19 protein-coding genes are annotated in these 25,989 nt (G+C 30.2%); 12 read left to right on the top strand and 7 right to left on the bottom strand.

Annotated features, from left to right (window positions below; translation table 11 throughout):
* The first annotated feature begins 69 nt into the window (after positions 1-69).
* Positions 70-1,116 (top strand): thiamine-phosphate kinase, encoded by a 1,047-nt coding sequence (gene thiL / locus ACFOWD_RS03125; protein WP_377408036.1) that lies wholly within the window; start codon positions 70-72, stop codon positions 1,114-1,116.
* Between the two features lies 1 nt (position 1,117).
* Here thiL and ACFOWD_RS03120 read toward each other — a convergent pair whose 3' ends face one another.
* Entirely contained in the window at positions 1,118-1,933 is an 816-nt protein-coding gene (locus tag ACFOWD_RS03120) for an alpha/beta fold hydrolase (protein WP_377408034.1), read from the bottom strand.
* 44 nt (positions 1,934-1,977) lie between these two features.
* Here ACFOWD_RS03120 and brnQ point away from each other — a divergent pair, with 44 nt between their 5' ends.
* Complete coding sequence (gene brnQ / locus ACFOWD_RS03115) at positions 1,978-3,261, top strand: branched-chain amino acid transport system II carrier protein (protein ID WP_377408032.1); 1,284 nt, start codon at positions 1,978-1,980, stop codon at positions 3,259-3,261.
* Positions 3,262-3,393: 132 nt separating this feature from the next.
* On the opposite strand, the gene ACFOWD_RS03110 is transcribed toward brnQ, so the two are convergent.
* The gene (locus ACFOWD_RS03110) at positions 3,394-3,972 is read right to left on the bottom strand and encodes a Crp/Fnr family transcriptional regulator (protein ID WP_377408030.1); all 579 of its coding nucleotides are present in this window, start codon (positions 3,970-3,972) and stop codon (positions 3,394-3,396) included.
* 442 nt (positions 3,973-4,414) lie between these two features.
* Here ACFOWD_RS03110 and ACFOWD_RS03105 point away from each other — a divergent pair, with 442 nt between their 5' ends.
* Entirely contained in the window at positions 4,415-5,197 is a 783-nt protein-coding gene (locus ACFOWD_RS03105; protein WP_377409597.1) for an alpha/beta fold hydrolase, read from the top strand.
* 29 nt (positions 5,198-5,226) lie between these two features.
* Here ACFOWD_RS03105 and ACFOWD_RS03100 read toward each other — a convergent pair whose 3' ends face one another.
* The 3 genes from ACFOWD_RS03100 to ACFOWD_RS03090 form a co-directional block, all read right to left on the bottom strand.
* Positions 5,227-6,519, bottom strand: a complete 1,293-nt coding sequence (locus ACFOWD_RS03100) for an aminopeptidase P family protein (protein WP_377408028.1) — start codon at positions 6,517-6,519, stop codon at positions 5,227-5,229.
* 57 nt (positions 6,520-6,576) lie between these two features.
* A complete protein-coding gene (locus tag ACFOWD_RS03095; RefSeq protein ID WP_377408026.1) occupies positions 6,577-7,893 on the bottom strand; it encodes a DEAD/DEAH box helicase in 1,317 nt (438 codons plus the stop codon).
* Between the two features lie 152 nt (positions 7,894-8,045).
* Entirely contained in the window at positions 8,046-8,312 is a 267-nt protein-coding gene (locus ACFOWD_RS03090) for a GlsB/YeaQ/YmgE family stress response membrane protein (protein ID WP_298990480.1), read from the bottom strand.
* Between the two features lie 140 nt (positions 8,313-8,452).
* Here ACFOWD_RS03090 and ACFOWD_RS03085 point away from each other — a divergent pair, with 140 nt between their 5' ends.
* From ACFOWD_RS03085 to ACFOWD_RS03045, 9 genes are all read left to right on the top strand, one after another.
* Positions 8,453-11,278 carry a WD40/YVTN/BNR-like repeat-containing protein gene (locus ACFOWD_RS03085; protein ID WP_377408024.1) on the top strand — a complete coding sequence of 942 codons (2,826 nt, stop codon included), beginning with the start codon at positions 8,453-8,455 and terminating at the stop codon, positions 11,276-11,278.
* A complete protein-coding gene (locus ACFOWD_RS03080) occupies positions 11,279-11,896 on the top strand; it encodes a DUF6973 domain-containing protein (protein ID WP_377408022.1) in 618 nt (205 codons plus the stop codon). It begins immediately after the preceding gene.
* Between the two features lie 112 nt (positions 11,897-12,008).
* Entirely contained in the window at positions 12,009-13,292 is a 1,284-nt protein-coding gene (locus tag ACFOWD_RS03075; protein WP_377408020.1) for a LuxR C-terminal-related transcriptional regulator, read from the top strand.
* A gap of 94 nt (positions 13,293-13,386) precedes the next feature.
* Positions 13,387-13,671 (top strand): hypothetical protein, encoded by a 285-nt coding sequence (locus ACFOWD_RS03070; RefSeq protein WP_377408018.1) that lies wholly within the window; start codon positions 13,387-13,389, stop codon positions 13,669-13,671.
* 31 nt (positions 13,672-13,702) lie between these two features.
* Entirely contained in the window at positions 13,703-17,440 is a 3,738-nt protein-coding gene (locus ACFOWD_RS03065; RefSeq protein WP_377408015.1) for a T9SS type A sorting domain-containing protein, read from the top strand.
* Positions 17,441-17,444: 4 nt separating this feature from the next.
* Positions 17,445-17,597, top strand: coding sequence for a hypothetical protein (locus tag ACFOWD_RS03060; RefSeq protein ID WP_377408013.1), 153 nt, complete (start codon positions 17,445-17,447; stop codon positions 17,595-17,597).
* 336 nt (positions 17,598-17,933) lie between these two features.
* A complete protein-coding gene (locus tag ACFOWD_RS03055) occupies positions 17,934-18,608 on the top strand; it encodes a succinate dehydrogenase cytochrome b subunit (protein WP_298990471.1) in 675 nt (224 codons plus the stop codon).
* 10 nt (positions 18,609-18,618) lie between these two features.
* The gene (locus tag ACFOWD_RS03050; protein WP_377408011.1) at positions 18,619-20,616 is read left to right on the top strand and encodes a fumarate reductase/succinate dehydrogenase flavoprotein subunit; all 1,998 of its coding nucleotides are present in this window, start codon (positions 18,619-18,621) and stop codon (positions 20,614-20,616) included.
* A gap of 12 nt (positions 20,617-20,628) precedes the next feature.
* On the top strand, positions 20,629-21,369 hold the full coding sequence (locus tag ACFOWD_RS03045) for a succinate dehydrogenase/fumarate reductase iron-sulfur subunit (RefSeq protein WP_298990464.1): 741 nt from the start codon (positions 20,629-20,631) through the stop codon (positions 21,367-21,369).
* Between the two features lie 54 nt (positions 21,370-21,423).
* On the opposite strand, the gene ACFOWD_RS03040 is transcribed toward ACFOWD_RS03045, so the two are convergent.
* Together ACFOWD_RS03040 and ACFOWD_RS03035 are read right to left on the bottom strand one after the other, a co-directional pair.
* Positions 21,424-22,740: a vanadium-dependent haloperoxidase gene (locus tag ACFOWD_RS03040; RefSeq protein ID WP_377408009.1), complete on the bottom strand. Its 1,317-nt coding sequence runs from the start codon at positions 22,738-22,740 to the stop codon at positions 21,424-21,426.
* A gap of 3 nt (positions 22,741-22,743) precedes the next feature.
* The gene (locus ACFOWD_RS03035) at positions 22,744-25,989 is read right to left on the bottom strand and encodes a VCBS repeat-containing protein (protein ID WP_377408006.1); all 3,246 of its coding nucleotides are present in this window, start codon (positions 25,987-25,989) and stop codon (positions 22,744-22,746) included.

The following is a 25,989-nucleotide window of genomic DNA, read 5'->3' as shown; positions in this document are numbered from 1 at the left end:
TATGGTATTGTTAAAACTAAGAAGTATTAATTTTATTGCTATCAATATACAACTACTTATCTTTGCAACATGTTAGAAGATAAAAACCAAAATAGAACTTCATTGGCTGAATTAGGAGAATTTGGCTTAATTAATCATATTACAAAATATTTTAAAGTTGAAAATTCATCAACCATAAAAGCAGTTGGTGATGATGCAGCAGTTTTAGATGCCTCAGAAAAACAAACTTTAGTAACAACAGATTTGTTAATAGAAGGTGTACATTTTGATTTAAGTTATATGCCTTTAAAGCATTTAGGATACAAAGCTGTTATGGTTAATTTATCTGATGTGTATGCCATGAATGGTACAGCAGAACAAATTACAGTTTCTATTGCAGTCTCTAATAGATTTCCATTAGAAGCGATTGAGGAGTTGTATGCAGGCATTCAATTAGCCTGTGATACCTATAAAGTTGATTTAGTTGGTGGTGATACAACTTCATCTACCAAAGGAATTTTAATTTCTGTTACTGCTATTGGTAAAGCAAATGCTGATGATATTATTTATAGAAATGGAGCAAAACCAACAGATTTAATTGTAGTTACTGGAGATTTAGGTGCAGCCTATTTAGGTTTGCAAGTCTTAGAAAGAGAAAAGCAAGTGTTTCAAGTAGACCCAAATAATCAACCAGATTTAGACGCATACACGTATTTAATTGAACGTCAATTAAAACCTGAAGCACGTAAAGATATTTCTGGTTTATTAAAAGAACTTGAAGTAAAACCTACAAGTATGATTGATATTTCTGATGGAGTTTCTTCAGAGCTATTTCATATTTGTACGCAAAGTAAAGTCGGTTGCAAAATTTACGAAGACAAATTGCCTTTAGACCCACAAGTGATCTCTACTTGTGAAGAATTTGAATTAGATTCAACAATGGTTGCTTTAAGTGGAGGTGAAGATTATGAGTTGTTATTTACTGTGCCAATTTCTGATTTTGACAAGATAAAAGGCAATCCTAACTTTTCGATTATTGGGCATATTACTGAAGAAAACCAAGGGTTACAATTAATTACGAGGGCCAACCAAGAAATTGAACTGAAAGCTCAGGGTTGGAATTCTTTGAAGAATTGATTTAGAGGGTTTGTTTAACGTATTTTAAATTTAAAAAGTCAAGTATAAAACCTTTTAAAACCTGTAGAAGTTCTTCTTTATTTTCTATATGACTCATATGACCGTTTTTAAAAATAACAAGCTCTGTGTTTGTTTTTTTAGCTTCAGCTAAAGAAGTTTTATAATCTAAAACAGGGTCTTTTTCACCAATAACAAGTAATTTTTTAAAGGTGTTATTTGCCAGAACATGATTTCTGTTGGGTCTAATTCTCATGCCTTCATTAGCTGCTAAATAACCTTGAATTGGAGTTTGTAAAGCTTCTTGTAATGCTAAGTTTATTTCATTCTTATAGCGTTCTTTACTTGTTGGGCCAAATAAATTTACAAAAGACATTCTTACCATATTTGTAAAATTGGTTTGCACCATTTTATTAGCTCTAGCTCTTAATTCTTTTCGCTCTATTGAGTCTTCATTAGAGGTAGAGTTTAGTAAACACAAACCCTTTACTTTTTGTGGATGTTTCTCTGCAAAAGCCAAAGCAACATAACCACCTAAAGAGTGCCCAATTAAAGTACATTTTCTAATTCTCAAATGTTTTAAAATAACGTCAATGGATTCTGCAAAAAGTTCCATAGAATGCAAATAGCCTAAACAATCTGATTTTCCATGACCTAACAAATCAATAGTTATTACTCTGTTTTTTGAAGTTAAATGTGGTGTAATATCATTCCACATAGTAGCATTTTCTAAAAAACCATGAATCAAAACAACAGTTGGTCCTTTGCCAACATCAGAAAAAGAAATGTTAGCGTTTTTAAAAGAGATAGATTTTTGCATCACACAAAAATATGTATATTTCAAGAATAAAAATCAACCAAAAGATGAACAAAACAAAAGAAATTTGGATTGCAGGTTTTGCACTCTTTTCACTTTTTTTTGGAGCAGGAAATTTAATATTACCACCAACATTAGGCGTTAAATCTGGTGTAGATTGGTGGATTGTTGTTTTTGGTTTTGTGCTTACAGCTGTTACAATACCTATTCTTGCCATTTTTGCACATGCCAAATTGCAAGGAACTTTATATGATTTTGGTAAAAAAGTATCACCAGTTTTTAGTACTATTTATTGTTTTCTCATCTATATCATTGCAATAGCTATACCTTCACCTAGAACAGCAGCAGTTACTCATGAGATGACTGTACAACCTTTTTTTGATTCAACACCTTTATTAACCAGTATTATTTACTTTGTTTTTGTATTTATTTTTGCGATAAATAGATCTAGAATTATTGGGTTAATTGGTAAGTTTTTAACACCAATAATTGTACTTATTTTATTGGTAATAATTGCAGTTGCTATTTTTATAGCTCCAGAAACTATAAAAGCAACTTCTTTTACTACACCTTTTGTAGATGGTATTTTAGAAGGCTATCAAACTTTTGATGCTATTGGAGGTGTTGTTGTGGGTGCAGTAATTATTATTTCTTTAAATTATAGTAGTCATCAAACTTTTGATGCTAGAAGAAACTTAATTAGAAAAGCAGGTTTAATTGCTGGTACTGGTTTGTTATTAATTTATGGTGGATTAATTTTAAGTGGCTCTTTATTGTCATCAACTTTTGCAGAAAATGCTTCTAGAACAGCAATTTTAACAGAGTTAAGTACTCAAACATTAGGTACTTTAGGTACTACTTTTTTAAGTGTTTTAGTGGCTTTAGCTTGTTTTACAACTGCAGTTGGTATTGTAACTGGTACAGCAGACTATATAAAAGGTATTTGTAAAGACTCACAAAAAGCATACATAATTACAGCAGTCATTGCTTGTATTATTGGTATTGTAGTTGGTAGTTATCAAGTAGATTTTATCATCACTTTAGCAGTACCTTCATTAATGTTTTTGTACCCAATAACAATTGTCTTAATTTTATTAAACATTGTGCCTAATAAGTATGCAACTAAATTGGTTTTTAGGGCTGTAGTTTTGGTAACTTTTGTGTTTAGTATTCCAGATTTTTTAGGGTTTATTATACCAAGAGAGAGCTTAACAGGCATCAAAAATATAATTCCTTTAGCAAACTACAGTTTAGGATGGGTATTACCCTCAGTTATTGTATTTATAATCACAAATTTATTGGTAAATCATAAAAATTTAGAAACAACGTAGCATAAAAAAGCACAAATAATAATGAATACTACTTGTGCTTGTTTACTAAATCTATATAATAGAGTTGGGGAATATATTTTGACCAAAAATAATACATATTTTTCTCAAAAAAATTGATGTATGTTAATAAAACTAAATAATGATCTTTCTTATTCTACTTAAACTTTCAGTAGTAATACCCAAATAAGAAGCTATATGATAGTTTTTAACACACTGTTCTATTTCTGGATAGGTAGTTATGAATTTTATATACCTTTCTTTTGCAGTAAGTGATAAATATTCAAGAATTCTTTTTTGAAAACTTGCAAATGCTTTTTCCATTTTATTTCTAAAAAAAGTTTCTATTTTAGGAATCTCTTCACATAAACTATTCATGTCTTTTCTAGAAAGCCTATAAATTTCAGCATCTTGCAGACACTCAATAGTCATTACCGATTTTTCTTCTGTAAAAAAAGAAATATAATCGCTAATCCACCAGTCTTTTACTGCAAATTGTGTTGTGTGATCTTTGCCTAAACTATTTACAAAGAAAGAACGTAAGCAGCCACTAAAAACATAATATTGATTGGTTACATGAGTATCTGAACTTAATAAAACATCTCCTTTAGTTAAACTAATTTTTTCAAATTTGCTATCAATAAAATCAATCTCTTTTTTAGAAAGAGATATGTTTTTAAAGATTTCTAAAGCGATTGAATTATTAGATTTCATTCAATAAAATAAGATTATTTTTTACAGAATCAGCATGTTAAAGATAACTAAAAAGAAACTATTGGAATTTTAGTATCAAATAATTTAATAATTTCTAACAAACTCAGTAGAATATTAAAACAGTTTTTTTGGAGAAAATAAAAATATAGGTTTTTAAAAAAACCATATTAATGATTTATACGTAAATAGTCTTGTAAGAATAACACAAATTAAACGTCTAAAGAATTAGACCTAACTTAAGGAAAGTAAATTTATTTCTTTCCTATAAACGAAAAACCACAATATACGTTAGTGGTAGAATGACGTCGAAAAGAATAGTAAATCGTGGTTGATTGAGAGAGGAAAGGCGAGTGAAAACTCGTCTTTTTTTCATTACTATAAATTAATATATCTTTAATAAGCTTCAAAAATAAAAACAGTATTTTTGGAGTTTTTAAAACACATGCTAAACTATTATACATATTTACACAATACCTCTAAAGAATGGGTAACATTTGTTCATGGTGCAGGAGGTAGTAGTTCTATTTGGTTTAAGCAAATCCGTGATTTTAAAAAACATTTTAATGTTTTAATTTTAGATTTACGAGGTCATGGAAATAGTAAGCCTAAATTAAAAGATACATTTAATCCAAAATACACTTTTGATTCTATTACTAATGATATTGTTGAGGTAATAGATCATTTAAATATTGAAAAATCACACTTCATAGGAATTTCTTTAGGTACCATTTTAATTAGAAATTTAGCAGAAAAAAAGCCAGAATTAGTACAAAGCATGATTATGGGTGGTGCTATTATAAAACTAAATGTTCGTTCTCAAATATTAATGAGGTTGGGTGTTATTTTTAAATCTGTAGTTCCTTATATGTTATTGTATAAGTTTTTTGCATTTATAATAATGCCAAGAAAAAACCATAAGAAATCTAGATCATTGTTCGTAAATGAAGCTAAGAAATTATATCAAAAAGAGTTTTTAAGATGGTTTAAATTAACTTCTGAAATAAATCCATTATTACGCTTCTTTAGAGCAAAAGATATAAAAATACCTACATTATATATTATGGGTGCAGAAGATCATTTGTTTTTACCTTCGATAAAAAACATTGTAAAAATGCACAAAAAAGCATCTTTATATGTCATAGATAAATGTGGGCATGTTGTAAATGTAGAACAACCAGAAACGTTTAATACTCAAACAATAGGTTTTATAAACTCTTTAGCCTAAAGCTTTAAAGTAACTTCGATTTTTAATCTTTATTTGTTCATCAAATCTTCAATTTCATCAGCTTCAATAGGTATATTACCCATTAAGTTAAAAGGCTCTCCTTTATCTTGCACAACTACATCATCTTCTAGTCTAATACCAAAACCTTCTTCAGGAATATAAATTCCAGGTTCAACTGTAAAAACCATATTTGCTTGCATAGGCTCATGCAATAAACCATAATCATGTGTATCTAAACCAATATGATGTGAGGTACCATGCATAAAGTATTTTTTATATGCAGGCCATTTTGGGTCTTCATTTTGCACATCTGCTTTGTCTATTAATCCAAGTTTTAATAATTCAGATGTCATTATTTTACCAACCTCTACATGATAATCTTTCCAAATAGTACCAGGCACTAATAATTTTGTTGCTTCTTTTTTTACGTGATTTACTGCATTGTAAACTGCTTTTTGTCTTTCTGTAAAACGACCATTTACAGGGATTGTTCTAGATAAATCACTTTTGTAATTGGCATATTCTGCAGCAATATCAAATAAAATTAAGTCACCATCTTTACATTGTTGGTTGTTTTCTATATAATGCAATACATTTGCATTGTTACCACTTGCAATTATTGGAGTATATGCAAAACCTTTAGATCTATTTCTAACAAATTCATGTAATAATTCAGCTTCAATTTCATATTCCCAAACACCTGGTTTAACAAAACCTAAAATTCTTCTAAACCCTTTTTCAGTAATATTACAGGCATGCTGCATTAAGTCTAATTCAATATTGTCTTTTACAGAACGTAAGCGTTGTAAAATAGGGTTACTTTTAGCTACAGCATGTGCAGGATATTTAGCCAATAACCATTTGTTAAATCTATCTTCACGTGTTTCAGTTTCAACTGCAGCTCTATAATGTTCATTGGTGTTTATATAAAAAGTCTCTGCATAAGAGCTCATTTCAAACAAAATTTTATGTAAATCTTGAAGCCAATAAACAGTTTGTACACCACTTGTTTTTGTGGCAGCTTCTTTGGTTAATTTTTCACCTTCCCAAACAGCAATATGCTCATTGGTTTCTCTAACAAATAACACTTCTCTTAGCTCAGAATTTGGACAATCAGGAAAAAGGATTAAAACACTTTCTTCTTGATCTACCCCACTTAAATAAAATAAATCTCTATTTTGTTCGAAAGGCATTGTGCTATCTGCTCCAATAGGATAAATGTCATTAGCATTAAAAACAGCCATACTTTTTGGCTTCATTTGAGCCATAAAGTTTTTACGATTTTTAATAAATAATGCTGAGTTTATAGAATGGTATTTCATGTTAAATTTTGTTTGAGACACAAATGTAACAATAAAAAACACCAAGAAAAAATCAACTTAAAAACGTTTTTTAGACGATTTATTAGGTCTTTTTCTTCCTAAAGAATTGGATGGTTTATTACCTTTAAAATGAGGTTTTTTTCTAGGTTTTTTCTTTTCTGATGAAGTTGTATTAGATCCTTTTTTCTTTTTACCAAAAGAACCTTTACTTTGGGTAGCTGCTCTTTTTGGTGCAGCTGTATCTGTTGGTTCATAGCCTTCTACAACAGAGCTTTTTAGTTTTTCTCCTAAAAGTTTTTCTATTTCTTTTTGGTATTCTGTTTCTTCACTACAAACAAAAGAAATAGCCTCGCCTTCTGCACCTGCTCTACCTGTTCTACCAATTCTATGTACATAATCTTCTGGTACATTTGGTAATTCGTAATTGATAACATGAGGCAATAAAGGGATGTCTAAACCACGAGCTGCAATATCTGTTGCCACTAAAACTTTTATAGAATTTTCTTTAAAGTTTTTTAAAGCTTTTGTTCTTGCTCCTTGACTTTTATTTCCATGAATAGCAGCTGCCGAAATTTTAGACTTTACTAATTTTTCTGTTAGTCTATTTGCTCCATGTTTGGTTCTTGTAAAAATTAGAACTTGACTCCAATTATTTTCTTTAATAAGCTCTATGGTAAATTCAGTTTTTCTTTTTTTATCAATTTTATAAACTTGATGAGAAACTTTTTTTGCAGTAGAGTTTTTTGGAGCAGTTTCAACTTCCACAGGATTTCTTAAAATTCCTTCAGCTAATTTTTTAATTTCTTTAGAAAACGTTGCTGAAAACAATAAATTTTGACGTTTAGCAGGCATAAAGCTGATAAGTTTATTCAAATCTCTTGCAAATCCCATGTCTAACATTCGGTCTGCTTCATCTAATATTAAAACATCAATTCTCTTAAAAGAGACTGCTTTTCTATCATGTAGATCTAATAATCTTCCAGGTGTGGCTACTAAAATATCAACACCTTTTTTAAGTGTTGCTATTTGAGATGCAGGTTTTACACCACCAAAAACTACAGCAGATTTTATATTTACATATTTGCTATACTCTCTAACATTATCATAAACTTGTGCAGCTAATTCTCTTGTAGGTGTAAGTACTAAAGCACGTAAAGGCCTATATTTTGGGTGTTTTGTTTCAGATAAAAACTGTAATATTGGCAAAGTAAAACCCGCTGTTTTTCCTGTTCCTGTTTGTGCAGAAGCTAACACATCTTTACCCTCTAATATATGAGGAATTGCTTTTTCTTGTATAGGTGATGGAGTAGTGTAACCTTTTTCTTGTATAGCTTTCAATAAAGCTTTTGATAATCCTAAAGATTCAAATGACATAGTATTGTTTTATTAAGAAACAAACTAAATATATGTCTCTTCTAAGTAGTTGCAAATGTAGTTTGATTCTTTCTCTTAAAAGAAAAATATACAGAAAATAAAAAAAGATGCCTTTTAAGCATCTTTTAAAAATATAGTTGAATTTATTTGTTTTATCTTCTTCTACGTCTAGTGCCTCTAAGCACACCAACTAAAAATAAAATTACAATAGCTCCAGTAGCTCCAACAATAATGTCTTCTAGCCAAGCAATACCAACATTAACATGAATACCTAATTCTCCATACAACCACTTACCTACAAAACTACCTGCAATACCAATAATAATATTTACAATTAGCCCAAAGCCATTATCTCTCATTAAAACATCTGCAATATAACCACAAATTGCTCCAATAATAATTGTGTATAAAAGTCCCATTTTTAAAAATTTAATTGATTAATTGAGTCCAATTTAAGAAAAATTAACAATAATTGCTAAAAGATGTATTCAAAAACTAATATTTTAGTAAAATAATTTAAATGTTGTTTACAACAATACATCAACAAACCACCATTTTTATGAGAAATATAGTTTTTACTTTGTGTGCATTATTATCATTAAATATTGTAGCACAGAATATTACAGAAGCCAAAGAAGTTCAAGAATCATTAATTCAGAAAGAGCAACTTCATAAAAAATCAATCGTAAAAAACATCAATTTCAACAATATTGGTCCTACTATAATGAGTGGACGTGTTGCAGATGTGGATGTAAATCCAAATAATCCTACAGAATTTTACGTGGGTTATGCATCTGGAGGTTTATGGTATACCAATAATAACGGAACAACTTTTACACCAGTTTTAGATAATTCACCAACACAAAATGTTGGTGACATTGCTATTGACTGGAAATCTGGAACGATTTGGGTAGGAACAGGAGAGAAAAACTCTTCACGATCTTCTTATGCAGGAATTGGAATTTTAAAATCTACAGATCAAGGAAAAACATGGCAAAATATGGGATTACCAGATTCTCATCATGTAAGTAGAATTTTAATTAACCCAAAAAATAGTGATGAGGTTATTATAGGTGTTATTGGGCATTTATATTCTCCAAATAAAGAAAGAGGTATTTTTAAAACTACTGATGGAGGAAAAACATGGAGCAAAACCTTATTTATAAATAGTGATACAGGTATTATAGATGTAGAGGCTGCTCCACAAAATTTCAATATTATGTATGCTGCTTCTTGGCAACGTGAACGTAAAGCGTGGAATTTTGATGGTTCTGGAAAACACTCTGCTATTTATAAAAGTACAGATGCAGGAAATACTTGGACAAAAATTTCTGAGAAAAATGGTTTTCCTGAAGGTGATGGAGTTGGTAGAATAGGTTTAGCTGTTTATGATGAAAATACAGTTTATGCTTTGCATGATAGCCAGTTTAGAAGACCTAGTGATAAAAAAAGCAAAAGTTCTAATGGATTAACAAAAGAAGATTTTAAAACAATGTCTAATGAAGACTTTTTAAAATTATCTGACAAAGAGTTAAACGCGTATTTAAAAACAAATGGTTTTCAAGAAAAATATAGAGCAGAAAATGTAAAACAAATGGTAAGAGTAGGTTCTGTAAAGCCTATTGATTTAGCTAAATATTTAGAAGACGCAAACTCTTTATTATTTGATACACCTGTTATTGGTGCAGAAGTTTTTAAAACTACAAATGGTGGTAAATCTTGGAAAAGAACACATGAAGGTTATATAGATGGTTTATATTATTCTTATGGATATTATTTTGGAGAAGTTAGAGTAGATCCACAAGATGTAAACGCTATTTATGTTTTAGGTGTACCTATTCTAAAATCTAAAGATGGTGGAAAATCTTTTACTTCTATAAGTAGAGAAAATGTACATTCAGATCATCAAGCTTTATGGGTTAATCCTAATAAAAAAGGACATTTATTAAATGGTAATGATGGTGGTTTAAATCTTTCTTATGATGATGGAGAAAGTTGGATTAAATTAAACAATCCTGCTGTGGGTCAGTTTTACTCAGTGTATGCAGATAACCAAAGATCTTACAAGGTTTATGGAGGTCTACAAGATAATGGTGTTTGGGTTGCAGACCATAATGCAAGAGTAAATAAAAGATGGCAAGCATCAGGTCAAAATCCATATGAATCTATTATGGGAGGTGATGGAATGCAAGTGCAAGTAGATGATAGAAACCCAAATATTGTTTATACAGGATACCAATTTGGAAATTATTTTAGAGTAGATAGAGAAGGTAGAAATAAATATATTCAGCCTAAACATACTTTAGGTGAAAATCCATATCGTTTTAATTGGCAAACTCCAATTTTATTGTCTAAGCACAATCAAGACATTTTATATTTAGGAGGTAATAAATTGCACAGATCTTTAAATCAAGGAGATGATTGGGAAACTATTTCAGAAGATTTAACTACTGGAGGTAAAAAAGGGAATGTAGCTTATGGTACATTAACTTCAATAAGTGAAAGCCCTTTTCAATTTGGATTATTATATGTTGGTTCAGATGATGGATACATCAACCTTACTAAAAATGGTGGTGGAAGTTGGACACGTATTTCTAACAACTTACCACAAAATTTATGGGTTTCTAGAGTTGTAGCTTCATCACATAAAAAAGAAAGAGTTTATGTAACTTTAAATGGGTATAGATTTGATGATTTTACACCTTATGTGTATATGTCTAATGATTATGGACAGACTTGGAAAAACATAGGAGAATCAATTCCAACATCTTCAGTTAACGTAATTAAGGAAGATCCTGTAAACGAAAATATATTGTATTTAGGTACAGATAATGGATTGTATGTTTCTTTAAATCAAGGTGATTCTTGGCAAGTTTTTGACAAAAATTTACCAAATGTTGCAGTGCATGATTTAGTAATACAGCCAAAAGCTAAGCACTTGGTAGTAGGTACACATGGTCGTAGTTTATATATTGCTGACATTTCAAATTTACAGTTATTAACTGATGAAATATTAGCAAAAAAAGAACATGTTTTTAGTATAGATGATGTTAGAAAAAGAGGTAATTGGGGAAGCTCAAGAACTAGTTGGAGTGATGCTTATAAACCAGAATTAACTATTCCTTTTTATACAGAAACAGCTAATACAATTTCTTTAGATATCTATCAAGGAGAAACACTTGTAAATTCAATTTCTGTAAAAGCAGATAAAGGATATAATGAAGCGATCTTTAATTTATCATTCTCTAAAAAAGGATTAAAAAATTATCAAAAAGCAAATTCTAAAAGTAAAATTAGTAAAGCTCAAAATGGTGAGTATTATTTACCAAAAGGTAAATATATAGTGAAAATTGGTGATGCTTCTTCTAGTTTTGAAATTAAATAGATGAGAAAAATAGTATTCTTATTACTTTTTTTATCAACTCAAATATTTTCACAATCTAACTTAGATGATTTTTTTAAGCTTTCTGGGCCTAAAAAAACTTGGGTATTATTACATCCTTTTAAAGCTAAAAAATCTTTAGAAATTTCTAATGAAACAAATAGGGTTGCAGATTCTATAAAAAAAACAAATTTATTAGATGGAGATGGAAATGGAGGTCAAGTAGATGCTTTTAGGCATGCCTATTGGATGGCTCGTTTACGACAAGAAATTGGTAAAACAGCAGCACGTTCTTTGGGGAAAGCTCACGAAAAAGAAAATTACCAAACCTTTAAAAAAAGAAAGTTAGAAGATGGTGTTGTGCCAGATGAAATTTCATCAACCATGGATTTGTGGAATAATGAAAAAGGTTTAGAATTAACAAGAAAAGGTAGTGCTATTTCTAAAAAAGGATTGATATTTAGAGTAATTAATGCCATTCATCAAGGAAAAATGAAAATCATTAAAAAAGATAAAAAAGGAAATTTCTTATCTTGTGAAGGCAAGGTAATTTCTGTTAATTCTTTAAAAGGAAAATGGAAAAACAATAAGTGTTTGGTGGGTTCTGATTATAAAAAATAAATTTATATTGAAACATTTAAGGTATAAAATATTATATATTATTATACTCTATTCTTACTTATCCTTTGGTCAAAAAGAAAGAATTTACTATGAAAAGAATCTATTAGTAAAAATGGATTCATTAATAGGTGTTGGCGAAGATGAACCCAGAAAAATTTTTAAAATATTAGATTCTTTACAACAAAAAATTCTTAAAAAAGACTTACCTCTTTATACTATAGAATCGCATTTTATAAAAGGGTGCGCCTATCGTTATTTAAGTAAATACGATAGTGTAATGCATCACTTTAACAAAGTAATAGATTTAGCTGAAAAATATGGATATAAACATTATACAACTAATGTTTACAGAACTTTAGGCGATGAATATATTGATGTAGGTTTGTATGATAAAGCCATTGAAAATTACAATAAAGCTATTGCAATTCATAAAGAATTTGGAGATGAAATAGGTGCAATTACATGTTCTTATGATGGGCTTATTGAATTTTCTGAAGGTAAATATGAAGAGTCTAACAGAATTATAAAAAAGAAGTTACCTGAGTTCAAAAAGTCTTTAGATGCTTATGTGTATTTCTTGGGCATTATTGCTTTAAATTATAGAGATTTAAATCAATATGATAGTGCTAAAGTATATATAGATAAGATTCCTAATAATTATTTGTTAGACAGTTATTATAATTATCATAAGAATTCCTTATATACAAATTATTATTTAAAAAAAGATGATATAGACAGCGCTCGTTATTACAATAAACTCATTAGAGCTTTTAGTTATGATGAAAACCATATTATTACTTATTATGAAAATGAATTAAACATTGCTAAACGTAACAATAATGTACAATTACAATTGCAATATGCAGATTCTATAGAAAAAATAAGATCTACACAGTTAAAAAAGTTAAAAACAGATCAAATAAGTAATACCGAAAGTTTATTGCAATATGAAGAACGCATAAAAGAAGAGAAAAAAAGAATTTTTCAAAATAAAATCTTTTTTATGATTACAATTTTAGGTCTTTTATTAATAATTTATGCCTTGTTTAAAAGATCAAAAAGAAACAGAATAAAACAAGAACATATCATTGCTAAAATGCAACAGCAATTGCAAGAAACTGTGCAAGAATTAACTAAAATAAAAACAAAAAGGATAGAAAATTCTCAAGAAGAAATTGCATTAAAAATTGAAGAGCTTTCCAAAAAACACGACCTTACTGAAAGAGAAACAGATGTTTTAGTTCAAATAACAAAAGGTTTAAACAATCAACAAATAGCACATAAATTATTTGTTTCTGTTAGTACTGTAAAATTCCACACCAATAATTTATATAGTAAGTTAGATATTAATCGAAGAACAGAAATTAGTTCTAAACTTATGTACTCTAAAAAATAAAAAAAGCTTTTTTTTACTCAAATTTTCTAATCCTATACTAAAGGTTAGGTTCTAAAACCCTTATTATAAGTAGTATTGTCAAAAGTTTTTCGTTTTGACAGAACATAGAATACACTTAAAATCATTACAAAGTACTTTAGATGAAAATAGCATACGTGCTCAAATGGTTATTAAAATAATTGTAGCTATTAGTTTGGTGCTTGCTTTAATTACAATTATTACAATTACTCAATTTTTATCTGTTTACTTTCTCATATCTCTTACCCTTTTGTGTGTTTTTTATTTATTAAAAATGATTAAAAAGTTGCATCATATTTGGCAAACAAATCAAAAAATTCAACAAAAAATACAAACGCTTAAAAACATAAAAAACATCTAAATTTTAATTAAGCTATAAAAATCTAAGAAAAATGAAAAGAACCTATTTTACAAACAACCAATTTTTGTTTTTAAAAATGTATAACTGTTTATGTTTTTTAAAACAAAAAACACACCTATTTATCATTGTTCTAACTCTGGTAAGCTTAAATGTAGTTGCGCAAAGCATTACCTACTCAGGCCCTGGATTTGTAGAAAATAACACAAACGATGGTACTGTAAATGGTAGCATTACTGCAGAGTTAATAGGCGATTCTTTTACGGCATCAACGCTCACAAATACTCATGTTACACTAGGCAATGTGCCTGCTGGTTTTACAACAAATATTACTACAACAGGGCCTATTATAGATAGTTGGTCTTCGGTAAATGTACCAACCAACTCATGGCAAGCCATAACGTATGGCAATAGCTTGTTTGTAGCTGTAGCATCTTCTGGAACAAATAGAGTAATGACTTCTCCTGATGGAATTACGTGGACGCCAAGAAACACACCTAATGTTACTGAAGTTGCTGCTTGGTATGGTATAACCTATGGCAATGGTGTTTTTGTTGCAGTAGGTGATAACCCAACACAAGCACAAAATAATATTATGACCTCTACTGATGGTATTACTTGGACTTTAAGACAATCTGATGGTGGTAGAAGAGGAAGTTTTCCTTCTTTTCGTAAAGTTGTTCATGGAGGATCTACCATTTTAGCTGTTGGGACTCTTGGAGGATTTGTTTACATTAATTATTCTACAGATAATGGTACAACTTGGAATTATATACCTGGTCTTTTTGCTTTGAATGGGTCAGCTCTTGGAGAACCATTTGATGTTGCATTTGGTAATAATAGGTTTGTATTAGCAGCTGCTAAAGATGGTAATGATGAATTTGGAATAAGTACAGATGCTATAAATTGGACATATAATTCAATACCACAATTAGGTTCTTATTACGGAATTGCATTTGGCAATAACACCTTTGTAGCTGTTAGGGGTAACCTTAATATTGCATCAGAAGGAGATAAAGTACTTACCTCTACCAATAATGGTGTTTTTTGGATAGAAAGAACAGCAACAGAACCCAATAATTGGAAAGCCATTAGTTTTGGAGGGGGTTTATTTGTTGCTCTTTCAGAAGATGGTACCAATAGAGCTATGTTTTCACAAGATGGTATTTCTTGGTCTAAATTAGCGTCTTCAGAACAAAATACATGGCAAGGCTTAACCTATGGTAATGGTAAGTTTGTTGCAGTTTCTAAAGACGGTACAAATAGAGTGATGGTAGCACAAGTAAAAGATAAAGCTACATTAACCCTTTCTGGGTCTGCAAATCCTCATACACCCACTCAAAATATAAATAACATTTCGTTTTCATTTTTAGATGCTGCTTTTACAAATACACCTGCAGCTAATGTAACAAATGCAGTTAGCGCTATTTCTAATCAAGGAATCATTTTTTTTGATAAAAGCATAAGTTATTCAGGTAGCTTTCATGAAAGCACAGATAATGATGGTAGCATGACAGGCAGTATTGTTGCTACTATTTCTGGCGAAACATTTACAAATGCAGGCAATAACTTAACATACAATACAGATTATGCTATTACGAATATGCCTTCTGGATTAACACCAACAATTACAGTAGCAGCAGATGGGCTAACTGCAACCTTAACTTTTTCTGGTAAAGCTACAAACCATCGTATAGAAAACAATATAACAGACCTAGTTATAACCTTTAACAATAGTGCATTTACAGGAAACAATGCCACAGAAGTAGGACATCAATTAGCAGGTGGAGGTACAGGAAAAAGCATCACTTTTTATAATGGTTACCTACATTTTTCTGGCACAGGTTTTATGGAAACTGCTGCCAATGATGGTACAGTTTCAGGAAGTGTTGTAGTAACACTTACGGGTGAAACTTTCAATACCCAAGGAGGTATAAGTAGTGAAGTGACTATAAGCCCTTCTATTAGTGGTTTATCCAAAAGCGTTATTGTTTCTTCAGATTTAAAAACAGCAACTCTAACTTTTAGTGGAAAAGCTAGTTCTCATGGTAACAACAACGATATTAGTAATATTAGTTTCACGTTTAACCAAACAGTTTTTACTGGTGTATTTCAAACCCAAGTAGATAATGTTGTGAATGCATCTTCTAATCTAGGTATTAATTTTCATGATGCAAATACTGTAATTTTCAAAGAAAATACCACTTGGAACTCAGCTAGTAATTGGAGTACAAATAATTTACCTTTAGGTACAGATAATGTTGCCATAACCTCAGAAAATACGGTAACTGTAGATACAGATGGTTTAGCTAATAATTTAGAAAATAATGGTACACTTGCTATAAATTCAGGCAATTCATTAACCATAAATGGTAACTTCACAAACGGAGGTAACACAACCATTACCTCTACAGGAGCAAACAGTGGAGTATTATTTGTAAAAGGCACATCAACAGGCAATGTAACATATGAAAGAGGAGGTTTGTTGGCCAACAAATGGCATTTGGTAACCGCTCCTGTTGCAGGTCAAAACATAAAAGATTTTGTAGAGAATGCCAATAATAATATTCGTGTTAATACAACAGTAAGCCCTAACAGATATGCAGTTGCTTATTATGATGATACCCAAAATATAGGTTCTAAATGGGTGTATTATGATGCAGATTTTTTAGCAAACAATCCAAACACAACATTTGAGCTAGGTAGAAGTTATTCCTTTTCCAGAGCAACAGATGGGGCTGTAACTTTTACAGGTACTTTACAAACTAGCAATCATCAAAAAACGGTAGTTGCCTCTAAATGGAATGCTATTGGTAATCCGTTTACAGCTTTTGTACCAGTAAATGCAAATAGCAATGCTAACTTTATACAAGACAACCTCAATAATTTTGATGCTAATAATATTGCTATTTATGTTTGGGACAATTCCCAAAATAAATATGTAGACAAATCTTTGGTAAGTTCAGAGGCAAGTTTAGCACCAGGTCAAGGGTTTTTTGTTAAGACCAAAGCAGCCATTACCAATATTGATTTTAATCAAGACAAAAGAACCATACAACCAGCAACAGGAGGTACATTTGGTAAAACAGCAAACACAACCCCAAGCATATCACTAACTATTACTTCAGAAAGCACAACTGTAGATACAGATATTAAATACTTTGATTTTGCTACAAAAGGCTTAGACCCAGGGTATGATATAGGCAACTTTGGAGGCGCAAGTTTAGATATTTATACCCATTTGTTAGAAGGCTCTACAGGACAAGATTACACCACGCAAAGCTTACCAGATACAGATTATGAACAAATGATAATTCCAATAGGTATCAAAGCCAGTAAAGGAAAAGAAATAGTATTTAAGGCAATCGTAGAAAACCTGCCTAACAATTTAAAAGTATATTTAGAAGATAGAGAAAACAATACGTTTACCAATTTAAGCAACAACAACGAAAATTATAAAGTAATACTGTCAGAAAACTCAAGTGGTATAGGTCGTTTTTACCTGCATACAACATCGCAAGTTTTATCAACAGATAACATAGAAGTTGCCAACCAAAATGCTTTTTTAACCAACAATAGAAACTTACGAGTTATTGGTTTTCCAAAATCAAAAGTGTGTATTTATAGCGTTTTAGGGAAAGAAGTATTAAACACAAATAGTGCTGATGCTAATACGTATGACGTAGAAATTCCTACACTAAAAAAAGGTATTTACCTACTATACATCACCAACTCTAAAACAAAATACACTAAAAAAATATTAGTAAAATAAAGAGATGAAAGAAAACAAAATAACCAGAAAAGAAGCCCTAAAAAAAATTGGGAGCTATAGTAAATATGCTGCTTTAACAGCTTTAGGAACCTATGTGCTTTTACATCCAAAAAAAGCACAAGCAGCTAGCCCTGAACCACCAGGTAATGGTTTTTAAACGAATGTTTTATGAAAAAATGTCTTAATTGCTCATCAACTTATAGAATAAGATTATCAAAAAAGATATTAATGTTAAAATTTATATTTGTTAATTATAATAGATATACGCATTAAGCAAAAGACTATTTTTAATGTCGGTTTTTTCAAAAAAAAGAATAATAAAAGTTGTTTAGTAAATATGGTATTAGAAATTTTTCACAGTAATAAGATGAAAAAGCCATTTAAGAATAAGTTATTTAAAATTGTTCTAAATACTATCGAAAACGTTGTAAATTCTTTGTAATACACTCTGTTAAGCCGTATTTTTGTACCCAAAATTTTAACTAATTATACAATGAGCGGATTTTTCAAATCTTCAATTGGAAGAAAAGTGTCAATGGCACTTTCTGCATTTTTCTTAATGATCTTCCTTTTACAGCATTTAACCATAAATATGATGTCTGTTTTTAGTGCAGACTTATTTAATGAAGTTTCTCATTTCATGGGAACTAACCCAGTTGTGCAATTTGCTTTACAGCCTGTTTTAATTTTTGGTGTTGTATTTCATTTTGTTATGGGTTTTATTCTAGAAATTCAGAACAACAAAGCAAGAAATGTTTCTTATGCTAAAAACAATGGAGGAGCAAATTCAACTTGGATGAGTAGAAATATGATTTGGAGTGGAGTTGCTATTTTAGCATTTATTGTTTTACACTTTATTGATTTTTGGTTTCCAGAAATAAACACAAAATTTATACAAGGAGATTGGTCTGGGTTACATGATGGGCAATTAAGATACTATCATGAATTACAAGAGAAATTTGTTAATCCTGCAAGAGTAGCAGCGTATTGTGTTGCATTTGTTTTCTTAGGATTACATTTAGCTCACGGATTTACTTCTGCTTTTCAATCTGTTGGTGCAGCATCATTGCGTAAAAAATTAGGCACTTTAGGAAAAGCGTATGCTATTTTAGTTCCATTAGGATTTATTATCATCGCATTGTATCATCATTTAAATCATAACCATTAATCTTAACACTATGGCTTTAGATTCAAAAGTACCTCAGGGTCCACTAAAAGATAAATGGACAGAATATAAAAACAAAATTAACTTGGTAAATCCTGCCAACAAACGTCATATAGATGTTATTGTAGTAGGTACAGGATTAGCAGGTGGTTCTGCTTCTGCAACTTTAGCAGAATTAGGCTACAACGTAAAAGCTTTTGCTTACCAAGATTCTCCAAGAAGAGCACATTCGATTGCAGCTCAAGGAGGTATAAACGCAGCAAAAAACTATCAAGGAGATGGAGACTCTACTTACAGATTATTCTATGATACTGTAAAAGGTGGAGACTATAGATCTCGTGAAGCAAACGTATATAGATTAGCAGAAGTTTCTGCAAACATTATCGATCAATGTGTTGCACAGGGTGTTCCTTTTGCACGTGATTATGGAGGTTTGTTAGACAACCGTTCTTTTGGTGGAGTTTTAGTTTCTAGAACTTTTTATGCAAAAGGACAAACTGGTCAGCAATTATTATTAGGAGCCTATTCTGCAATGAACCGTCAAATTGCTCGTGGTAAAATAGAGATGTTTAACAGACATGAAATGTTAGATGTTGTTATTGTTGATGGAAAAGCAAGAGGAATCATAGCACGTAATTTAGTTACAGGAGAAATAGAAAGACATTCTGCTCATGCAGTTGTTGTAGCTTCTGGAGGATATGGAAATGTATATTTCTTATCTACAAACGCAATGGGTTCTAACGTAACTGCTGCTTGGAAAATTCATAAGAAAGGAGCATATTTTGCAAACCCTTGTTATACACAAATTCACCCAACTTGTATTCCACGTTCTGGAGATTATCAATCAAAATTAACTTTGATGTCAGAATCTCTTAGAAATGATGGTCGTATTTGGGTGCCAAAGAATTTAGAAGATGTAAAATTAATTCGTGAAGGAAAGAAAAAACCTACAGAATTATCTGAAGACGAAAGAGATTATTATTTAGAAAGACGTTACCCAGCATTTGGTAACTTAGTTCCAAGAGATGTTGCTTCTAGGGCAGCTAAAGAACGTTGTGATGCTGGTTATGGTGTAAATGCAACTGGTGAAGCTGTGTATTTAGATTTTGCTGCTGCAATTATTCGTTATGGAACAGAGCAAGCGAAAATTAAAAACATTCAAAATCCAACAGAGGCTAAAATTAAAGAGTTAGGAAAAGAAATCGTAAAAGCAAAATATGGTAACTTATTCCAAATGTATGAGAAGATTGTAGATGAAAATCCATATGAAACTCCAATGATGATTTACCCAGCTGTTCATTATACAATGGGAGGTGTTTGGGTTGATTATAACTTAATGACTACAGTGCCAGGTTTATATTGTATTGGTGAAGCCAACTTCTCTGATCATGGAGCTAATAGATTAGGAGCTTCTGCATTAATGCAAGGTTTAGCAGATGGTTATTTTGTGTTACCATATACAATTGGAGATTATTTAGCTGATGATATTAGAACAGGAAAAATATCAACTGATACTCCAGAATTTGATGAAGCAGAAAAAGCTGTAAAAGACAGTATCGACTTTTTCATCAATAATAAAGGAAAACATTCTGTAGACTACTACCACAAGAAATTAGGTAAAATTATGTGGGACAAATGTGGAATGTCTAGAAACGAAGAAGGACTTAAAGAAGCTATTCAAGAGATTTCTGATTTAAGAAAAGATTTCTGGACAAATGTTTCTGTTCCTGGAGGAGCTAATGAGTATAATGAAGAATTAGCAAAAGCAGGAAGAGTTGCAGATTTCTTAGAGTTAGGAGAATTATTTGCAAAAGATGCTTTAGTAAGAGAAGAATCTGCAGGAGGACACTTTAGAGAAGAGTACCAAACTACAGAAGGAGAAGCAAAAAGATTAAAAGAATTCCAATTTGTTTCTGCTTGGGAGTATAAAGGAGAACCTAAAGATGCTGTTTTACACAAAGAGCCTTTAGTGTATGAAAATATAGAAGTAAAAGAAAGAAGTTATAAATAAAATAAAGACAATATGAATTTAACACTTAAAATTTGGAGACAGAAAGACTCAAGTTCAAAGGGTCAAATGGTAGATTACAAAGTGACTGATATTTCAGAACATATGTCTTTTTTAGAAATGATAGATGTTTTAAATGAAGGCTTAGTATCTAAAGGAGAAGAGCCAGTTGCATTTGATCATGACTGTAGAGAAGGTATTTGTGGTATGTGTTCTATGTATATCAATGGTGAAGCTCATGGACCTGATAGAGGGGTTACTACTTGCCAATTACATATGCGTATGTTTAATGATGGTGATACTATTACTATAGAGCCATTTAGAGCTGCTGCTTTTCCAGTAATAAAAGATTTAGTAGTAGATAGATCTGCTTTTGATAGAATACAACACGCAGGTGGTTATATTTCTGTAAATACATCAGGTAATACTCAAGATGCAAACGCAACTCCAATTTCTAAGCATGCAGCAGATACAGCCATGGATGCAGCAACTTGTATAGGTTGTGGAGCTTGTGTGGCAACTTGTAAAAACAGTTCTGCAATGTTATTTGTTGGGGCAAAAGTATCTCAGTATGCATTATTACCACAAGGACAAGTAGAAGCTGCAGATCGTGTAAAAAACATGGTTGCTCAGATGGATTTAGAAGGATTTGGAAACTGTACAAATACAGGAGCTTGTGAGGTAGAATGTCCTAAAGGAATTTCTTTAGACAATATCGCAAGAATGAATAGAGAGTTAATGAAAGCTTCTATTTAATTAAAGAAAAAAGTAATTTTAAAAAAACCTGATTTTAAAAAAAATCAGGTTTTTTTATTTGGTTAATTGTAAATTATCTATCACAAAATTACCCACATTTATACCTTGTGTTAAACCCTCAACCACTGCAGAATTGTAATGTATACCACCATAAACTCTACTTATTGCAGCTTCATCAGCAGCTTTGTTAAAAGAGTCATAACTTCTAACAGGTAATCCGTAAGGAATTTCTGTGGTATCATCAAACTGAAAGTTATCTCCAAAAATATTGGTTAATACTCTAGAAGATGCTCCAGAAACTACAGAATGGCCACTAGTATATTCAGGAAAAGGAGGTGTTTGTAATAATGGATTCCAGTTTTCATCAATATATTTATTTATCAAAGTCTCTGGTCTTATTAAGTTGCTTCTGTACTTTTCATCCCAACAACTTATAAAAGCATCAGCAATAGCAATTGATGTTTTTGTATAAGCAAAAACAGTTTTATTAAAATCAGAATTTGTTTTTTGAGTTGCTATTTTACAAATACCAATCCAGTGTGCACCAGGTGTTATTTTTTTAGAAGCAAACATAAAATGGCCTTTATTGACAGCAACATAAGGATTACAATCCCAAAATTGAGCAATAGCAACCTCTTCTGATTCATTACCTTTTTCAGTAATTTTATTTGTCAAATTATATAAATCAATTAGCTCATTATAAAAGTCACTTCCTTTTTCTAAAGAAAATTTTGGAGGTGGAATTGGTTTAAATTGAGCAGCAGAATCCAATACAAAAGTTCTAATTTTATTCCAATGAGGTTCTATACCTTTCATATAAGCAGGTGGTGTAGGTTGCCAACGAGAAGGATCATCACTATACACTGTAAATTCTGGCATAGTTCTAGTTTCTTTGTATTGATCGTTATTCATCCAACTAATTATGTTTGACGATACTTTTAAAGCTTCTTTTTTTGCTAAGTTAAATTCAGTATTGTTTTTAGCCTCCCAATTATTATACAAACTATCTCTAAAAGTTGTAATTTTTTCTTTAGAAAAAACAAGTTCTTTTGCAACATCTAAATAAGCAATTAAAGCAGCAAGTTCTTTGTTTGTATTTTCATCTATCACAATAGAATTAGAAATATTTAAACCATTTAATTTACCAGAAAGAGACGCATAATTACCATTAGTGTTATTTAAAACTTGGTAAGCAGCAATATTTGGATATGCATAAATTCTACTAGCAACAGGAGGTGAAAAAATATCGTGAATCATTACTTCTGTTAGCTTATCAACCAAAAGGTGATAATCTTTTGTAGTAACAGTTATAGGCTCTTTTGTACATGAAACTATTGCAAGAAAACATAGAATAATTTTAATATTCTTCATTGTTTATTTTTTAAAAGTATATGTTTTTAAACTATCGTTATTTGCTAAAACAAAGAGTAGGTTTTTGTCTTTCATTTTAACAACTGCAGTTTGCTTTATTTGTTTGTTAAATGGCTCTACACCTAAAGCGCTAAGTTCTTTAACTTCAGTATTATTTTTTACTAAAAACCCTTTTAAAGAGTTGTAATATCCATGATAAGTAGATGGTTTTTCTGAATTTCCACTAACTAATAAATATGACGAGTTGTCCATTTCTAAATTTAAAAAATGGTTAATAGGCCCCATTTGTAATTTAGAATTTAGTTTCACAAACTTATTAAAACTACCATTATTATTTTCTAAATAACCAGAAGATAACACATCTATTTGTCTTTTAATTGCTCCTTTTAATTTTTCTTCTGTAAGTACTTTTTCTATGGGCTGTAGAGCAAAATCTTTATGATTTACAAAACGCTTACTCATAATATTCATTTGTGATGCAAGCTCGTCTTTTGTGTTTAAAGGATAATAATTATCTCCTACTTTATAGGCAATTATAGACTCTTTTTTATTATTACCATCAAAATCTCCAAAATATAGATAAATAGGGTTTTCTATGTATTTCTGAAGTTTAGTATTTTCTCCCCAATTACCAAGAACAATGTCTTTATCACCATCATTATCAATGTCAAAAGCGGTAATTGACTGCCATAAACCATTTAAGTTTTTTGGTATTTCTATTTTTTCTAACTCACCATTATTATTTATAAAAATGATAGGAGCATCCCATTCTGTTGCAATTAACAAATCGTCTAAACCATCATTATTAATATCTTGAAATGAAGATTGTGTAATTTTTGAGTTGATGATATATTTTGGATCTGCATTTAAAACACCATTTTTATTTCTTAAAACTGCTGAGTTTACAAATTCTCCATAGTTTAGAGGGTTAGATAAATTACCAATAAAAAGATCTGTATCTCCATCTTTATCAAAGTCAGAACTTGTAACAGTTGAAGTGTTTAAGGGGTTAAAAATAATCTTTTCTTTAGCCCTTGTGAATATTGAATTGTTATTAATGTAAAGCCTATCGTATTCAAAATTATTGTTTCTGTTTTCATTAATACCAGAAGCTACATATAAATCTAAATCACCATCATTGTCTGCATCAAAAAAACAAGCATCATTATCTTCAAAATCAACATCTTTTTCTATAGCTTCTTGTTTAGATTTTTTAAACGATACTCCATTGTTTAAATAAATTCCAGATTCTTTTCCAGAAGCACTTCCAACAAAAATATCGTCAAAACCATTTTTATCTATGTCTCCAATTGCAAATGCAGGTCCTAAAGTAGAGACTTTATAAGGAATTAAACGCTCATTAAAAAAGTCATTATATCTGTCTTCTTTGTGTACATAATTTAATATGTCTGCTTTAGTAAATATTTGTTCTTTATTGATTTTTATTGGAGAATACTCTTTTTCTTCATCTGAAAAATCAATTGTTAAAAGCTGATTAACTTTAACGTTTTTTAGCGTTTTTACTTTATTATTTGGCCATACAATTTTAAGAGAATCAATAGTAGAAACAGTATCTAGACCAAAGTGTATTTTAGACGAAATAGATGATATAAATCCTCTAGATTTATAAACTTCTTTCTTTAAAATTTTACCTTTATTATGTAGTATTAATTTACTACCTATTGCTTCTTTATTTCCTTCTTTATAATTTAAAAGAACTTGTAAATAGCTTTTATTATTTGTATTGTTTTCTAAAATACTAGCAGTTGTATTTACGTTATTAGTAACAATATCTAAATCGCCATCTAAATCTAAATCTACATAAACAGCACCATTAGATAGAGATGGTTTTTTTTCAATCCAATTACCAGTTACATCTTCAAGTTTTGTATTTGTACCTTTAAATATTTGATTTGGTACACTACCACTTGGCATTTCGTTAATGGAATTAAACAACCAATTTACGCCTTCTTTTTCTCCATACTTTTTAAAAGTACTAGAAACGTATTTTTTAAAATCTAAACTATTAGGTCTTCTTAAAATACCATTGCTTATAAATACATCTTGTATACCATCATTATTAAAGTCTGCAATTAATGGAGACCAGCTCCAGTCTGTATCTGAAATATTATTATAAAAAGCAGTTTCATAAAAATAACCTAAACCACTATTTATTTGTAACATGTTTCTAGAAAATTGATCTTTATACCCTAAATTCTTAAGATTTGTTTGCATGTTTAACATAGCATCATCACCCTCTGTTTCTTTTAAGCTCTTCTCATCATTTGGTAACATGTCTAAAGTTATAATATCTTGAAAACCATCTGCATTTATATCTGCAGCATCACTTCCCATAGAAAATCTACTGATTGTAGAAAATGATGCAGATAATTGTTCTGTAAAGGTTCCGTTTTTATTATTGATATAATAATAATCATCTTCATGAAAATCGTTGCTAACATAGATATCATCCCAACCATCATTGTTAAAATCAGAAATAGAAGCGCTTAAACCATAACTGTTTACTCCACCATAAATGCCAGCAAAATCACTTACATCTTTAAAAACACCACTTTCATTTTTCAATAAAACATCACCTACCAAAGGTTTTCTTTTATTTCTTTGACTTGCTTTACCATGAGATAAGTTTGTATGAATGGCATGATTTACAAGATACACATCTAAGTCATTGTCTTTATCGTAATCAAAAAAGTAAGCTTGTGTAGAATAACCTTTAAAGTCTAAGCCATACTTTTTAGATTCTTCACTAAATGTACCATCACCATTATTGATAAAAAGTTCGTTGTGACCTTTAAAATCTAATAGTTCTGAAACTGCACATACATAAATATCTAAAAAACCATCATTATTTATGTCAACCATAGCTGCACCTGTACTCCAGTCAGAATTTCCAGCAACATTTGCTTTTTTGGTAACGTCTTCAAACTCTAAGTTTCCTTTATTTAGATATAATTTATTTTCATTTTGATTAGAAACAAAATATAAATCAGGCAAACCATCATTGTTTATATCTCCAACAGCAACACCACCTCCATTATAAAAATAGATATAGTTTATTATACTATGGTCTTTATCTTCTTTTAATGTATTTGCAAAACCTATATTAGTTTGCTTTGTAGAAAGTTCTTTAAATAAATAATTTGTTTGCTCTTCAATAGGATCTTTACATGATGAAAAAATGATAAAACCAGAAAAGAAAAGCATCAAAAAAAAGGTTTTTTTTGACAT

It is taken from the genome of Polaribacter marinivivus, assembly GCF_042651285.1.
Classification (GTDB): Bacteria; Bacteroidota; Bacteroidia; order Flavobacteriales; family Flavobacteriaceae; genus Polaribacter; species Polaribacter marinivivus.
The sequence above is the reverse complement of the archived record's forward strand: the minus strand, read 5'-3'. Positions and strand labels throughout refer to the sequence as shown.

Coding starts and splice junctions, on each gene's coding strand:
- ACFOWD_RS03080 (WP_377408022.1), top strand. CDS start 11,279: ATGAGAAAAATAGTATTCTTATTACTTTTTTTATCAACTCAAATATTT.
- ACFOWD_RS03045 (WP_298990464.1), top strand. CDS start 20,629: ATGAATTTAACACTTAAAATTTGGAGACAGAAAGACTCAAGTTCAAAG.
- ACFOWD_RS03095 (WP_377408026.1), bottom strand. CDS start 7,893: ATGTCATTTGAATCTTTAGGATTATCAAAAGCTTTATTGAAAGCTATA.
- ACFOWD_RS03075 (WP_377408020.1), top strand. CDS start 12,009: ATGGATTCATTAATAGGTGTTGGCGAAGATGAACCCAGAAAAATTTTT.
- ACFOWD_RS03100 (WP_377408028.1), bottom strand. CDS start 6,519: ATGAAATACCATTCTATAAACTCAGCATTATTTATTAAAAATCGTAAA.
- ACFOWD_RS03050 (WP_377408011.1), top strand. CDS start 18,619: ATGGCTTTAGATTCAAAAGTACCTCAGGGTCCACTAAAAGATAAATGG.
- ACFOWD_RS03035 (WP_377408006.1), bottom strand. CDS start 25,989: ATGTCAAAAAAAACCTTTTTTTTGATGCTTTTCTTTTCTGGTTTTATC.
- ACFOWD_RS03060 (WP_377408013.1), top strand. CDS start 17,445: ATGAAAGAAAACAAAATAACCAGAAAAGAAGCCCTAAAAAAAATTGGG.
- ACFOWD_RS03040 (WP_377408009.1), bottom strand. CDS start 22,740: ATGAAGAATATTAAAATTATTCTATGTTTTCTTGCAATAGTTTCATGT.
- ACFOWD_RS03120 (WP_377408034.1), bottom strand. CDS start 1,933: ATGCAAAAATCTATCTCTTTTAAAAACGCTAACATTTCTTTTTCTGAT.
- ACFOWD_RS03090 (WP_298990480.1), bottom strand. CDS start 8,312: ATGGGACTTTTATACACAATTATTATTGGAGCAATTTGTGGTTATATT.
- ACFOWD_RS03085 (WP_377408024.1), top strand. CDS start 8,453: ATGAGAAATATAGTTTTTACTTTGTGTGCATTATTATCATTAAATATT.
- ACFOWD_RS03105 (WP_377409597.1), top strand. CDS start 4,415: ATGCTAAACTATTATACATATTTACACAATACCTCTAAAGAATGGGTA.
- ACFOWD_RS03110 (WP_377408030.1), bottom strand. CDS start 3,972: ATGAAATCTAATAATTCAATCGCTTTAGAAATCTTTAAAAACATATCT.
- thiL (WP_377408036.1), top strand. CDS start 70: ATGTTAGAAGATAAAAACCAAAATAGAACTTCATTGGCTGAATTAGGA.
- ACFOWD_RS03055 (WP_298990471.1), top strand. CDS start 17,934: ATGAGCGGATTTTTCAAATCTTCAATTGGAAGAAAAGTGTCAATGGCA.
- ACFOWD_RS03065 (WP_377408015.1), top strand. CDS start 13,703: ATGAAAAGAACCTATTTTACAAACAACCAATTTTTGTTTTTAAAAATG.
- brnQ (WP_377408032.1), top strand. CDS start 1,978: ATGAACAAAACAAAAGAAATTTGGATTGCAGGTTTTGCACTCTTTTCA.